Genomic DNA, 13,072 nt, shown 5'->3' with positions numbered 1-13,072 from the left:
GGTGATGGAGCCGTGACGGTTGTGGATGCGTCCGCAGCGCTCGTAGATCTCGGCCAGATCCGAGTAGAGATAGCCGGGGTAGCCTTTGCGCGCCGGGACGTCGCCCTTGGCGGTCGCGACCTCGCGCAGGGCTTCGGCATAGTTGGTCATGTCGGTCAGGATGACCAGGACGTGTCGATCCAGATCGTAGGCCAGATATTCGGCGGCGGTCAGCGCGGTGCGGGGCAGGGTGAGGCGCTCGACCGGCGGGTCGTCGGCGAGATTGATGAACATGACCACGTTGCGCAGCACGCCGGAGCTGGCGAACTCGTCGCGGAAGAACTTCGCATCCGCGTAGGACACGCCCATCGCCGCGAAGACGACCGAGAAGCTCGACTCCTGATCGACCAGCTTGGCCTGGCGTCCGATCTGGGCGGCGAGCCGATTGTGCGGCAGACCCGAGCCCGAGAAGATCGGCAGCTTCTGACCGCGCACCAGGCTGTTGAGCCCGTCGATGGTGGAGATGCCCGTTTGGATGAACTCGCGCGGGTAGGTGCGTGCGGCCGGGTTGATGGCCGATCCGCCGACCGGTCGGCGAATGTTGGAGAGTACCGGCGGGCGACCGTCGCGCGGCTCGCCCAGCCCGTTGAACTCGCGACCGAGGATCTCGGGTGAGAGTGCGATCTCGACCGGCTCGTCGAGGAAGCGCACCCAGGTGTTCTCCAGGTCCAGGTCGTCGGTGCCTTCGAACACCAGGATCAGGACCTCGTTGTCGGCGCTGCGAATGACCTGGCCGTTGCGGGTATTGTCCGCGTGGTCTTTGATCTGCACGCGGTCGCCGAAGGCGATTCCGGCGGTGTCTTTGACGACCAGCAGGCCGCCGCGGGCCTCGATTGCGGTGCGATATTCTTTGATGCTCATTGAACCGCGTCCGGCATGCTATGCGTTGTGTTCATGTTGATCCGATGTCGTCTCAGCCCACGTCCGCCGGAGCAGACGCGGTTCAAGTCTCTAAAAATTTTACTTTTCTGAATCGCGTCCTGCCGTCGCCATTGTTTGGGACAAGGACGAGCTCGCCCCGAAACACAGCATGTCGCTCCGAGCGCGGTTCAGACCTGCTCGCCGTGTTTGGCGTATTCGATCCGCACTGACTCCATGGCATGATCGACCTCGGCGCGGAAGGCGAGGACCTGGTCGAGCTGCTCGCTGGAGTACATCGACTTGAGGCGTCGCATCTTGGCCATGAGCGGGAGATGTTGCAGCTCGGAGACCGGCACGCCGAGCTTGATCAGGGCGGCACCACGCTTGTAGATGGTGATGGCCAGATCGAGTAGGGCATATTGCTTTTGCGGCGAGCAGAAGGTGTCGATCTCGTCGAGCGCGCTTTGCTGGAGCACGCCTTCCTTGATCAAGGATGCGCCTTCCAGCTCCCAGCGCTGCGCGTCCGAGAGCGCCTCGGGTCCGACCAGGTTGACGATGCGCGAGAGTTCGGCATCACGCGCCAGCAGGGCGAGTGCGGCGGTGCGGCGCTTCTCCCAGTCCGGGTCGATCTCCTTGTGCCACCACTGCGCGGCGGTGTGGACGTGCTTGGAGAAGCTGGTGACCCAGTCGATCGAGGGATAGTGACGTGCGTCGGCCAACTCCTTGGACAGTGCCCAGAAGGTCTCGATGATGTCCTTGGTGTGGCTGGTGACCGGCTCGGAGAAGTCGCCCCCCGGAGGCGAGACCGCACCGATCAGGGTGACCGAACCGGAGCCCGCGCCGTAGGTCTCCACGCGCCCCGCGCGCTCGTAGACCGCGGCGAGGCGTGATGCGAGATAGGCCGGGTAGCCTTCCTCGACCGGCATCTGACCGAGCCGCCCCGAGACCTCGCGCAGCGCCTCGGCCCAGCGGCTGGTGGAGTCGGCGAGCATGACCACGTCGTAGCCCATGTCGCGGTAATACTCGGCCATGGTGATTCCGACATAGACCGACGCCTCGCGGGCCACCACCGGCATGTTGGAGGTGTTGGCGACCAACAGCGTGCGCTCCATCAGCTTACGCCCGGTGTAGGGGTCGTCCAGCTCGGGGAAGCTTTCGAGGACGTCCACCAGCTCGTTGCCGCGCTCCCCGCAGCCGACATAGATGACGATGTCGGCGTTGGACCAGCGCGCGATCTGCTGCTGAACGACCGTCTTGCCGGCGCCGAAGGGTCCGGGCACGGCGCCCTTGCCGCCCTTGAGCTGCGGAAAAAAGGTGTCGATGACCCGCTGGCCCGTGATCAGGGGCGAGATGCCGTCGTCGCGACGCAAATAAGGGCGCGGTTTACGCACCGGCCAGCGCTGATACATGCTCAGCCGGTGACTCACGCCGCGCGGATCGCGCACCCGCGCGATGGTCGACTCAATGTCGTATTCACCCGCCGGCGCCACCTCGAGCAGCTCGCCCTCGATGCCGGGCGGCACCATGATGCGGTGCAGGACGGTCGTGGTCTCCTGGACCGTGCCCAGGACGATGCCGGGCCCGACCTTGGCGCCCGGGCTCAGCTCGCGATTGGGCTCGAACTCCCACTCCCGCGCCCGATCGAGCGCGGGCACCGAGATGCCGCGTCGGATGTAGTCGCCCGACTCCAGAGCGATTTTCTCCAAAGGGCGCTGCACCCCGTCGAAGATGCCGCCCATCAGACCGGGACCGAGCTCGACCGAAAGCGGCCAGCCCAAGCCCTGTGCAGGCTCGCCGGGGCGTACCCCGTCGGTGGACTCGTAGGTCTGCACGACAGCCAGCTGACCCCGCAGCGAGATCACCTCGCCGAAGAGGCCCAGATCGCCGATCTTCACCTGCTCGCCGCTGCGCACGCCCGGCAACTCGACGGTGACAATGGGGCCGTTGATGTCTCGGATGACCCCCGTTCTTTTGGTATCGCTCATGGTCTCATCCGCTGAAGAGGTTGCCGGTGTCGAACCCGCTCGGCAGCAGCCGTTCGAGGATGACCTGTTGGACGGCAGGGCGCAGACGCTCGAGCCGGCCTTCGTAGGTATTGTCGACGCGGATGCGTCGGTCGCGGCTGGCGACGAGTACCCCGCCGAGCGTCTCCAGCGGTTCCTTGGAGAGGGTCATGGTCTTGTGGCTCGGGAGGGTCTCGACGATGGCGTCCCAGCGCTCGGCCAGGCGCTGCAGGTCGCGCGAATTGGCCGAGACGACCAAGGACTTTTCCTCGATGAGGTTAGCCGCGCGCACGATCAGGCTGTCCAGCCAGGGGTCATAGCGCTGAAGGTCTTCGCTGAACGTCTTCATGCGTCCGGCGAGCGCGCGCTCGACATCCTGGACCAGATTCCAGCGCATGCGGTCCAGGTGCGTCTGCATCTTCAGCTCGCTGGCCTGCACGTGTTGGCGGAAGGTCCGGTCAGCGAGCGTCTTGGCAATGCTCTCTTCGCGGCTCTCGCGCATGCGCAGTCGTTCCGCGGCCTCGCGCAGGATGTTGTCGCGGCTGCGGCTGGCTCGATCGCGATACTCGCCGGCCAGTCGTTCCGCGCGGGCCAGAATGGCCTGCTCAAGCTCTTGTACCTGATTCACGATCGACCCTCGTTAAATCGCGTCCGGAGCGAAAAACATCGTCTTGTCGCTTGCCGCTGCCTGGTGGACACCAGGGGCGACGGTTGAGACGCGATTTAAGTGAATGAATGCTGTTTGATGACAACCAAGGTCTTCATTGGCGCACCCGGCGATCTGCGAGACTCGGCGGCTCATGGCCCCGCCTTGGCATTGACGACGGCGTTGCCGAACAGGGCAGCCAGGCGTCGCGCCACGTCGCTTCCCAACTGCGGGTGCTCGCCGAGCGGCGGCACCGCGATCACGACGATCCGCCCCCCTTCGCGACGCACCCGCTTGAGGCTCGGGATGTCTTGCTGCATCACGGCATCGTCGACGACCACGAAGGCCTTCTCGCGTCCGCGCAGCAGGTCCCGGATGGTCCGGTCGACGAGTTCGGGGTCGGGGTTGGGATGGGTCTCGAAGCCGATGAGTCGAAAGCCGTCGGCGAGCCGATCCTCGCCGAGGAACAGCATCCGCGTCGGTCGGCCGTAGTCCTGTTCCGTGTCCACCACAAAGGCTCCCGAACGGCTCGCCGATTAGAGTTTGTTGATCAACAGGATCGAGATGACGAGGCCATAGATGGCGATACCCTCGGCAAGCCCGAGATAGATCAGCGTTCGGCCGAGGTTCTCCGGTTTCTCGGTGATGGCGGCAAGTGAAGCGGCGCCGATCGGACCGACTGCAATGCCGGCGCCGATGGTGGAAATGGCGGTCGGGATACCGGCGCCGATGATCGCCAGACCCATGCCGAGCGACATCTCGTTGACGGACTCGACGGCGACGACATCCACGTTGGCGAAGGCATCGTTGATGCCGAGCACCAGCAGTCCGAGCTGAGCGCCGACGAAAACAACCAGCTGGGTACCCATCGCCGGCTTGTACCAGGGCCGAGCCCCGGCCGCGAGCTGCGGGCGAAGCTCAAGCACGAGTCCGAGCAGGATGAGTCCGAGGATGGCGAAGGTCATGAGGGCGACGAGCCAGTACATTGAATGCTCCAGTGTTGTGTTTCGGTTGTGACGATACGGTTCTTCGGCGACTCGCGGTGCGTGCGGAGTCGGTGCGATTAGGTGTCTGCTTCACCGGGCACGTCGGCAGACTTGACGACTGCCGTCGGTTTGTTCGTGCTCGCCGGGTTGATCGAGTCGATGTCTGCGTAGATGTGTCCCATGCCTCACTCCCGATGAAGGAATGCCTCAGGCCGATCCGCGCCGGAACTTCAATGGCGCGAACTCGTGACCGTTCCCCGAGAAATACCGGGAGAAACCCTCGTAATACTGCAGTCGCATCACCTGGATCATCACGATACCGCCCTCCAGGACGATGACGAAGATGTTGCCGAGGATCAGGGGCACCACATGGCCGAAGGCGCCCATCATGCTCGCGAGCGTGATGATGGCGATCGAGAGCGCGACGTGGTTCAGACTGAAGGCAGCGACACGCAGAAACGACAAGGTGTTGGAGACATAGCCGATCAGGGTCTCCAACGTCTCGATGAAGACGACCAGGATCTTCTCCCCGACCGCCCCTTGCTGATGCCGCCAACTGTGCGCGGCGAGGGCGAGCAGTGCGCCGATCGCCAAGACCATCGGGAGGGTGCCGAAGGCGTCGGCTGCGTCGACTCGAACCCCGGGGACACCCTCGCCCGCCGTGGCGACGTTCACTGCGCCGCTGATCAGCGCCAGATAGAAGGTCAGATTGATAATGCCGTGATGCCCGAAGACGGCCCCGGACCAATTGCGCACGACCAGTCGGTTGTAGATCGCCAGCAGGCAGGCCAGCGTCAGGAAGATCACGCCCCAGCCGAGCGCGATGCGCAGCATCAGGAGCGGGTCGCTGAGGGGATTCATCCAGAGCGCGGGGATCAGATGCTCCTCGCCGAAGATGCTGCCGAAGAGCACGCCGAAGACCATCGACGACAGACCGGCCATCAAGCCGAACGGCCAGAAGCGCCCGAGCTTCTTGCGCAGCAGCCAGGCGGCGAGGGCGATCACGGCGCCTTGTCCGATGTCGCCGAACATGCTCCCGAACATCAGGACGAAGGTCACCGCAAAGAGCGGCGTGGGATCGACCTCGCCGTACTCGGGCACGCCGTATTGTTTTACCAACATGGCGAAGGGCGAGAGGATCCAGCTCTTTGCCGGCACCGTCGGGACAAGCGGACGTTCGTCTGACGTAGGGTTGCGCACGCTCATCTCGAAAGGATGGTTGAGCGATTCGCGCAGGCGAGCGTCGAGCCGCTCGACCGAGCGCGCCGGGACCCAGCCTGCGAGATGGGCCAGGTAACCGGCGCTGCGGATGGACGGATCGAGCGAGACCAGCGGCTCGGCCAGCAACAGGGTTCGCCGCGCTTCCAGCAGCGGTCCCGAGAAGGGGTCGGACCAGCGCGCGAGGGTCTCGAGGAGGGTCTTGCGTTGAGCGTCGATCGATGCGCGCTGGGCGTCGAGATCGCGCTGCAGCTCGGCCGGATTACGGTCGAGCTCCTGCGGAATCGGCAGGTTCTGAAAACCTGCGGCGTCGAGCACGGCGGAGAGCTGACTCTCCTTCGTTCCGGCCGGGCCGACGATCACGACATGGGCGTTCTCGTCCTGCTGCATATAGAGATGCAGAATGTATCCGGCGAGCCCGATGGCGCCTTCCAGTTGGCGCAGGTTCTCGCGCGGGACCAGGCCGACGTAGAAGTCGAGAAAGCGCGTCTTGCTGCGCAGCATCCCCAGATCGATGTTGAGATGCGCGAAGTTGGCCAAGGCGGCCTGCTGCTCCTTGACCAGGCGCTCCTCGTCGTCGAGACGGCGCAGATCCTCTTCGTAGCTGGAGGTCTCGTTCCAGACCTTGCCGAGCCACGCGTTCAGCGTCTGCAGCTCCGCGAAATCGACCACGCGGACCTGCTCGATCTCGGGTGTCTCCGGGACCGGAATCAATTTGCCGATCTTCTCCAGACGGGCGTTGGCTTGGGCGAAGACTTCGCGGTACTCGCGCCCCGGCAGACCGGCGAGCCGTACCTCGGTCGGCGGGCGTGTATCCGGGTGAAAGCTCTCCATGTCCGCCAAGGCGAGCGATGCCTGCGGAAGGTCCTCGGTGAGGACCAAGAGCCGGACATGCTTCATCGGTGTCGACCGCAACATGCGTCAGCCCCTCGGCATCGGATGGTGAATCTGAGAACGCATCAGGCTGCCCGACTCCCGGCCCAGGGGCATCCGGGCTCGGAGAGCTCGACCGCGATCTCGATGGCGGCGGACGGGAGGTTCAGGATCTGGCCTTGGGCCAGCGCGAACAACAACAGAAGGTCGCGCTCGCGCAACATCAGGTAGGCCAGTGCACGCGCGACGCCCGATTGGGTGCGGTGCAGAACCCAATGGGCTTCTTGTGCCGCGTAGGCGCCGATGCGCTTTTGGACGTCCACGATGTTCTTGCTGCCGGCGAGCAATCGGTCCAGCGGCGCCGGCAAGGTGGCGACGACGCCCTCGAAGGTTTCGACATTCACCAGGTGCAGCAGCCGCTCGCGCGTGAGCAGACGCATCGAGGGCACGAGATGGTAGAAGGTTTCGGAGGCGGAAAGCTGATAGGAGAACCGGAAGCGCAGAAGCCACATCAGATTGATGCGATCCAGCTCGGCGCCCATCAGGCGTTTCAGCGGGTCCAGGTTTGCGTCGCTGAAGGCCATGACCTGTCGCAACAGCCCGGCGTAGTAGCGTTGATCGATCGCCGCTTCCAACGCAAATGGCTCGCGCTGCTGCTCGTAGACCTCGCGCGCTTGGCGGGCGAGGGTGCGGTGTGTCCCCGCCTCCAACTGCCGCAACAACTCCAGGACGTTCTCGGCGCGAAAGAGCTCGGTGCTGACCTCCTCGGACAACCGCATGTGCTCGGGCAGCACGTAGAGGTTGTCCTGGATCTCCTTCTGATCGAGGTCGTAGAGCTTGCCGCGGATCAGCGTCTTGAGATTGAAGAGTGCGTACTTGCGTCCCCAATCGAGCACCAGGGCGCGCTCGGCCGTGTTCATGGGTCGCACCAGGATGAGTAGCTCGGCGAGCAGAACCTGAATCAGGCTTTGCTCCACCGCCCGACTGCGCGCACGCGTCGACTGTTGCTCGTCGAGGATGGCGGTCAAGCCGAAACGCTCCGCCAGGGTCGCCAAGGGCAGGTGAGACAGCGCCGCGATCCCGCTCGGCTCGAACAGCTGCATCGCCATGACGGAGACGCGCGTGTTGAGGTAGGCGTTGTCGGCAATGATGGTCATGAAGGAACCGCGGGTGAGCTGCTGGTCGGGTGTCGCGCCGGTGAGGGATGCATTCGGCTTTCAGCGATCCGGATCGATCAGGACCTGAAAGGCTGCATCCAACGCCTCGCCCTCGCGACGCTCCGCTTGGTCGCGCAATTGCACGTGTCGCTCGTCGTAGCGACGGCGCAGCTCGGCGACGTTTTGCTCGGCGCGCTCCTCGGCTTTTGCGATGAAGCCCCGATGCAAATCCGGGATCCGCGCGGTGAAGCGATCGTTCTCGGATTTGGCATCCGCCATCGCTTTTTGGATGGTGCGCTCCTGCTCGGCCTCGGCCTGCTGAGCGATCTTCTCGGCGCGCATCTCGGCTTCGAGAAGGCGTTGAAGGGTGTCGTCCATCGTGGTCTACCTGCTAGAACAACAGAGGTACGGCGCGTTACCTTAACCGAAGACCGGGCAAAAAGCGCGCGACGCTGCGGGCGTTATACCGAGATCGGCCCCCTCGTGCACACGCAGGCGGGGCAATCGGTCACGAAGGTGACACGGATCAAATCGAACGATTGCAGCTACCCTGAATCTTGCGACGTCTGAACTAGAATATCATCGTATTCTAACGAAACCGCTTCCCGAGTGAAACGCACGGGCACAAGGGACGGAGAGGCCCGGTCGAGGCTCAAGACCTTGGTCGAAGCCCTTTCCGGGGAACGCGGTCGAAGTGCGATGGAGCGAGACGCGGCGTGATCAAGCAGCCCTCCGATGCTGACCTGGAACGGATCGATGCCGCGTTCAACCGGGCACTGGCCGCGGAGGCATCCGCTCGCGAGTCGGTCGCGGCCTGTCGCATCCAAGCCGATCGGCTGCTGGCCGATGCCGAAGACCATGCACGTCGCCTCGTCGAGCGCACCGACCGACGCCTCCTCTCGGTTCAGCGGATCGCCGACACCAGTCTGCAGCACGCGCTATCCGATCTCCTCGATCGGGCCGCGGAGCCGCTCGGCGACGGTCTCGACGCATCCGCCGACGCTCGATTGAACGCCGCCATCGCCGCTCTCGCCGATGAGATGATCGGTGCCGCCGCCGATTCCGACGGGGCGCTCGAGCGCGGCGCGGGTGGTCCGTCATGAACGCCGGTCCCCGTCTCGCCTATGCCCAGGCGCGCCTCCAAGCACGTCTGTCCCGGCTGCCCACCGCGGCGGATTGGCAGCGCTTGTCCGGCGCGCGCACCCTGGCGGCCTATCTGGAAGAGGCGCGCGTGACCGGGCTGATCGATTGGGTCAGGTCCTTCTCCGGATTGAGTCAGGCCCATGAGCTGGATCGCGGCTGTCGCGCCCTCGCGCTGGATACGGCCGTGACCGTCGCCGACTGGTCGCCTGCGCGCTGGCGAGCGGCGATCGAGTGGGTCGCCTGGCTGCCTTGGCTGCCCCAGCTCGAGCATCTGGCGCGCGGCGAGACCTTACCGGATTGGTCGACCTTGGACGTCCGGCTGCGCGGCCTGATCGGCGAGGACGGTGCGCTGGATCCGCAGGCATGGGAGGCGAGCGGGCTAGCGGCGCTGTGCGCCGAGACCGACGCGAGCGGTGGGTCCATCGATCTCGGCGCGCGCTGGCAAACGGCCTGGCGCGAACGCTGGCCGACTTGTCGAGGCCGCTGTCGGCGTGATTTGGACGGATTCTCCCGGCTGATCCAAGCCCATCTGGAGCGTTTCCGCGGCGGGCCCTCCGCCTCCGCCTGGGAGCTGCGCGAAGCCCTGCGCGATCGTCTGCGCGCCTATCTCCATCAACACCCGGTTCAGCCCGTCGCGCTGTTCGCATATCTCGCGATCGTTTTTCTGGATCTCGAACGGCTGCGCGGGGCCTTGCTCAGTCGGGCGCTCTTCGACGGGGGGCGTCCGGATTGCTGATGTTGCGTCCTGCCTCCACGCGCTGGTTCGAGGTGCTGTGCCCACGGCGCGAAAGCGTGCGTACCGTGACCGAGCTCGCACGCACCGGTGCGGTCGAGATCGAGATCCGCGATCGGGTCTGCGGGGATTTCCCGCTCGAGCATCTCTCCGAGGGACTCGGGGTCTACGAGGCGCTGAGGGTGCGCTACGGACGCTACTGGGAGCGCGCACGGCTGCGGCGCAAGATGTTGGTCGAGTCGCCCGACGTGGTCTTGGAGCGCGCCCTGGCGCGGATCGGGGCGTGGCGGTGCGAGGCCGATCCGCTGATCGACATCCTCCAGTCCTGCGAGGAGGAGCTGACTCGGCTCAAATGGTTGGCACAGGTGATCGGCAAGATCATCGACAGTCCGCTCGACTTCGGCGCGGTGGCGCGCAGCGGACCGGTTCTGGGGACCTTCTGCGCGGTCTTGCCGAGGGATGCCCGGCCGCAGTTGCCGGATGACGTCATCCCGCGGCAAATCCCCTGGGGCGACGAATACTGCGCCATGATTTTGGGTCCGCGCGATCGTCTCGACGCGGTCAAGCGACTGGTGCAGGCGGCCAAAGGTCGGGTCATCGAGCGGCCACCCTGGCTGAAGGGCGATGCGCGCGATTCGCTCGCCAGGATCGGTGCGCGGCGTGACTTCCTCTCGACGCGGGTCGTCTATCTCAAGGCCGAGCTGGACACCCTGTTCGACGAATTCGACCTCGGCGACACGCTCGGCGAGGTGGCCGGGTTGGCCTGGTTTGCCGGACATGTCGGGTGTCTGGAGCGTGCCGGCGAGCATCTGGTCTGGGTCACGGGTTGGACCGACGATCTGAGCGGCGAGCGGCTGCGAGCCGCCCTCGAGGCCGGACGCACCCGCGCCTTGCTGCGCCTGACCAAGCCGCCGCCCGGCAAGCGCCCGCCGCAGATCCTGGACAATCCGCCGTGGATGCGTCCGTTCGAGCTCTTCGCGCGCGCCTTGGGCGTGCCGGGCTCGGACGAGGCGGATCCGACGCCGTTGCTGCTCGTCGTGGTGCCCCTGTTGTTCGGCTACATGTTCGGCGACGTCGGGCAGGGCGCGGTGCTGCTCGGCGTCGGTCTGTGGCTTCAGCGGCGCTGGCCGGAGGCGCGCTTGTTGGTGCTCGGGGGCGTCTCGGCGATGGTCTTCGGGGTCCTGTTCGGGAGCCTCTTCGGTCGCGAGGACATCATCCCCGCGCTCTGGATGCATCCGCTGCACGATCCCTTGACCTTGCTCGGCGTCCCTCTGCTCTTCGCCGTCGCCTTGTTGAGTCTCGGGCATCTCCTATCGGGTCTGAGCGCACTGTGGCGCGGCGAGCTCGGGCGTTGGCTGATGCAGGATCTCGGTTTTCTGGTCCTCTATCTGGGGTTGATTGCGACGGTGCTGCGCCCCGGTCTCGGCTGGGTGGCGTTGCTCGGTTTGGCGTGGTACCTGATCGGCGCCTTCATGGTCCATCGCGCCTTGCTTGGCGGGCTTGCCGCCATCGGCCACCTCTTGGAGTCCGGGGTCCAGATCCTGGTCAATACGCTCTCGTTCGCGCGGGTCGGTGCCTTTGCGCTGGCCCATTCGGCACTCTCGGTCGCCGTGGTCACCATGGCGGATTCGGTGCCGCTCTGGGCGGGGATCCTCATCATGATCCTGGGCAATGTCCTGATCATCCTCTTGGAAGGGCTGGTGGTCTCGATTCAGACCACGCGTCTCGTTCTGTTCGAGTTCTTCAACCGCTTCCTGCAGGGCACCGGGAGGGTCTTCCGGCCACTTCCGGCGCCGCCGCCCATTGTGCGGGAGGCCGTGCAGGGTTCGGTGTGAGCGGACCCGGGTCCATCGGCGGTTCAACGCGTGCTAAACCGCGTCCAGTGCGAGACGCGCATGTTCGAGTGAGATCGACATTGGGTGCAGCCACGGCCCTTCGCGGGGACACGGTTTAAAATGATTTATTGTTTAATAACTTAAATCGCGCCGACTCCAGCGGTCGTGAAGTCTGCCGGGGCCGATCCCATCCCAAAAACATCGCATACCGCGCCGGGCGCGGTTTAAAAGGAGTGGAGTCATGAATCGACAAATCCTGTTCGCCGGTGTGATGGTGCTGGGCGTCGCCCTACTCGCGGGAATTTCCAGCCTGCTGTTCTGGCAGCCGGGTGCGATCGCGTCCGAGGTGGTCGCGCTCGAGGAGGTGATGCCGATCCACCCGGATGTACTGCGTTGGGGATACCTGGCAGCGGCTCTCGCGACCATGGTGGGCTCGGTTGCCGCGGCCTATGCGGTCGCGACCATCGGTGCCGCAGCCGTCGGCGCCTTGGCCGAGAAGCCCGAGCTGTTCGGGCGGCTGGTGATCCTGGTCGGGCTCGCGGAAGGCATTGCCATCTACGGCCTCATCATCTCCGTATTGATCCTCAACCGGCTCGGTTGAGGGACACATTGCCATGGTGGCCTGTGCCTTCCTCGGCGACGAGGTCAGCGGGCTCGGTTTCCGGCTCGCGGGGGTCGAAGTCCATTGCCCCGAGCCGCAGGAGGTGCGTGCGCTTTTTCAGCGGCTGCGCGAGGAGGCCCGTGTCATCGTCGTGACCGCCGAGGTCGCGGCCGCACTGCCGCCCGAGCTGCTGCGAGAGGCGGAGTTGGCGACCTGGCCGCTGGTCCTGGTGATCCCGGACGTGCGCAACCGGGTTGCCGCACCGGATCTCGTCGCCGACGTGCGGCGCCATTTGGGGATGGCCGAATGAAGCTCGAAGAGCGCGAACGTGGTTTGGTGACACTGATTCAGGAGTATCGGGACGCCGAGTGCCGTACGCTCCTGGAGACGGCGCGCGCCGAGGCGAAGACCCTGCTCGCCGATGCCTACCGACGCGCACGCGCCCAGCTTCACGCGCGCGTCGTCTCGGAGCGCGCGAATGCGCGATCCCGCCTCCATGCTGCGCGGGCCGAGCACGACACCCGTGTGCGCGCGAGCGGAGATCGGGCCAACGCGCAACTCCTGGAGCTGGCTTGGCCGCGCCTGCGCGATGCGCTGAGCAGGCGCTGGTTGCATGAAGAGACGCGCGCCGTCTGGGCGAGGCATGCCATCGCCCAAGCGCAGCGAAGGCTCCCGATCGGGCTTTGGACGGTACGCCATCCGCCCGAGTGGTCTGCTGCCGAATGGGGACCGTTCGAGGCCGAGCTGACCCTGGCGCTGGGCCAGGTGCCGCATTTTCGGGCCGACGGCGCCGTGTCCGCCGGCCTCGTCATCGAAGCGCAGGGCGCGGTCCTGGATGCGAGCCTCGAGGGCCTGCTGCGTGACCGCCGACGGTTGGAGGCGCGCCTGTTGGCGGTATTGGCACGGCATCCGACGGATGCGGGGGTCGAGATATGAGCACGGCGGAAACCACCTGGATCAGCGGCCCCGTCCTGCGC

At 65.5% G+C, this 13,072-nt stretch carries 14 protein-coding genes; 6 read left to right on the top strand and 8 right to left on the bottom strand.

The window, feature by feature from the left end; translation table 11 throughout:
* From GPT33_RS12540 to GPT33_RS12505, 8 genes are all read right to left on the bottom strand, one after another.
* On the bottom strand, positions 1-900 hold a 900-nt coding region (locus tag GPT33_RS12540), incomplete at its 3' end, for a V-type ATP synthase subunit B (protein ID WP_296809434.1).
* A 188-nt stretch (positions 901-1,088) separates the two neighbouring features.
* Entirely contained in the window at positions 1,089-2,885 is a 1,797-nt protein-coding gene (locus tag GPT33_RS12535; protein WP_296809433.1) for a V-type ATP synthase subunit A, read from the bottom strand.
* A 4-nt stretch (positions 2,886-2,889) separates the two neighbouring features.
* The gene (locus GPT33_RS12530; protein ID WP_296809432.1) at positions 2,890-3,531 is read right to left on the bottom strand and encodes a V-type ATP synthase subunit E family protein; all 642 of its coding nucleotides are present in this window, start codon (positions 3,529-3,531) and stop codon (positions 2,890-2,892) included.
* A 170-nt stretch (positions 3,532-3,701) separates the two neighbouring features.
* Positions 3,702-4,022, bottom strand: coding sequence for a V-type ATP synthase subunit F (locus GPT33_RS12525; protein WP_296809435.1), 321 nt, complete (start codon positions 4,020-4,022; stop codon positions 3,702-3,704).
* A gap of 63 nt (positions 4,023-4,085) precedes the next feature.
* Complete coding sequence (locus GPT33_RS12520; RefSeq protein WP_296809430.1) at positions 4,086-4,535, bottom strand: ATP synthase subunit C; 450 nt, start codon at positions 4,533-4,535, stop codon at positions 4,086-4,088.
* Positions 4,536-4,742: 207 nt separating this feature from the next.
* Positions 4,743-6,671: a V-type ATPase 116kDa subunit family protein gene (locus GPT33_RS12515; RefSeq protein ID WP_296809428.1), complete on the bottom strand. Its 1,929-nt coding sequence runs from the start codon at positions 6,669-6,671 to the stop codon at positions 4,743-4,745.
* Positions 6,672-6,712: 41 nt separating this feature from the next.
* The gene (locus tag GPT33_RS12510; protein WP_296809427.1) at positions 6,713-7,783 is read right to left on the bottom strand and encodes a V-type ATPase subunit; all 1,071 of its coding nucleotides are present in this window, start codon (positions 7,781-7,783) and stop codon (positions 6,713-6,715) included.
* 60 nt (positions 7,784-7,843) lie between these two features.
* Entirely contained in the window at positions 7,844-8,161 is a 318-nt protein-coding gene (locus GPT33_RS12505) for an ATPase (RefSeq protein ID WP_093191204.1), read from the bottom strand.
* Positions 8,162-8,499: 338 nt separating this feature from the next.
* Between GPT33_RS12505 and GPT33_RS12500 the strand changes: the two genes are divergently transcribed.
* The 6 genes from GPT33_RS12500 (at position 8,500) to GPT33_RS12475 (ending at position 13,031) form a co-directional block, all read left to right on the top strand.
* Positions 8,500-8,886, top strand: a complete 387-nt coding sequence (locus GPT33_RS12500; protein ID WP_296809425.1) for a hypothetical protein — start codon at positions 8,500-8,502, stop codon at positions 8,884-8,886.
* On the top strand, positions 8,883-9,662 hold the full coding sequence (locus GPT33_RS12495) for a hypothetical protein (protein WP_296809424.1): 780 nt from the start codon (positions 8,883-8,885) through the stop codon (positions 9,660-9,662). The genes GPT33_RS12500 and GPT33_RS12495 overlap by 4 nt, the downstream gene beginning before the upstream one ends.
* On the top strand, positions 9,662-11,494 hold the full coding sequence (locus GPT33_RS12490) for a V-type ATPase 116kDa subunit family protein (RefSeq protein ID WP_296809421.1): 1,833 nt from the start codon (positions 9,662-9,664) through the stop codon (positions 11,492-11,494). Before GPT33_RS12495 ends, GPT33_RS12490 begins: the two co-directional genes overlap by 1 nt.
* A 241-nt stretch (positions 11,495-11,735) precedes the next feature.
* On the top strand, positions 11,736-12,095 hold the full coding sequence (locus GPT33_RS12485) for an ATP synthase subunit C (RefSeq protein ID WP_296809420.1): 360 nt from the start codon (positions 11,736-11,738) through the stop codon (positions 12,093-12,095).
* Positions 12,096-12,108: 13 nt separating this feature from the next.
* Positions 12,109-12,405 (top strand): V-type ATP synthase subunit F, encoded by a 297-nt coding sequence (locus tag GPT33_RS12480; protein ID WP_296809418.1) that lies wholly within the window; start codon positions 12,109-12,111, stop codon positions 12,403-12,405.
* A complete protein-coding gene (locus tag GPT33_RS12475; RefSeq protein WP_296809417.1) occupies positions 12,402-13,031 on the top strand; it encodes a hypothetical protein in 630 nt (209 codons plus the stop codon). Before GPT33_RS12480 ends, GPT33_RS12475 begins: the two co-directional genes overlap by 4 nt.
* Positions 13,032-13,072: the final 41 nt, after the last annotated feature.

This window comes from Thiocapsa sp., from assembly GCF_011390875.1.
In the GTDB taxonomy this organism is placed as follows: domain Bacteria; phylum Pseudomonadota; class Gammaproteobacteria; order Chromatiales; family Chromatiaceae; genus Thiocapsa.
Note: the sequence above shows the minus strand (reverse complement) of the source record. Positions and strands in the feature narration are given on the sequence as shown.

Excerpts from the sequence above, each read along its gene's own strand:
- GPT33_RS12520 (WP_296809430.1), bottom strand. The coding sequence starts at position 4,535 with ATGTACTGGCTCGTCGCCCTCATGACCTTCGCCATCCTCGGACTCATC.
- GPT33_RS12535 (WP_296809433.1), bottom strand. The coding sequence starts at position 2,885 with ATGAGCGATACCAAAAGAACGGGGGTCATCCGAGACATCAACGGCCCC.
- GPT33_RS12475 (WP_296809417.1), top strand. The coding sequence starts at position 12,402 with ATGAAGCTCGAAGAGCGCGAACGTGGTTTGGTGACACTGATTCAGGAG.
- GPT33_RS12505 (WP_093191204.1), bottom strand. The coding sequence starts at position 8,161 with ATGGACGACACCCTTCAACGCCTTCTCGAAGCCGAGATGCGCGCCGAG.
- GPT33_RS12515 (WP_296809428.1), bottom strand. The coding sequence starts at position 6,671 with ATGTTGCGGTCGACACCGATGAAGCATGTCCGGCTCTTGGTCCTCACC.
- GPT33_RS12480 (WP_296809418.1), top strand. The coding sequence starts at position 12,109 with ATGGTGGCCTGTGCCTTCCTCGGCGACGAGGTCAGCGGGCTCGGTTTC.
- GPT33_RS12495 (WP_296809424.1), top strand. The coding sequence starts at position 8,883 with ATGAACGCCGGTCCCCGTCTCGCCTATGCCCAGGCGCGCCTCCAAGCA.
- GPT33_RS12525 (WP_296809435.1), bottom strand. The coding sequence starts at position 4,022 with ATGCTGTTCCTCGGCGAGGATCGGCTCGCCGACGGCTTTCGACTCATC.
- GPT33_RS12485 (WP_296809420.1), top strand. The coding sequence starts at position 11,736 with ATGAATCGACAAATCCTGTTCGCCGGTGTGATGGTGCTGGGCGTCGCC.
- GPT33_RS12490 (WP_296809421.1), top strand. The coding sequence starts at position 9,662 with ATGTTGCGTCCTGCCTCCACGCGCTGGTTCGAGGTGCTGTGCCCACGG.
- GPT33_RS12510 (WP_296809427.1), bottom strand. The coding sequence starts at position 7,783 with ATGACCATCATTGCCGACAACGCCTACCTCAACACGCGCGTCTCCGTC.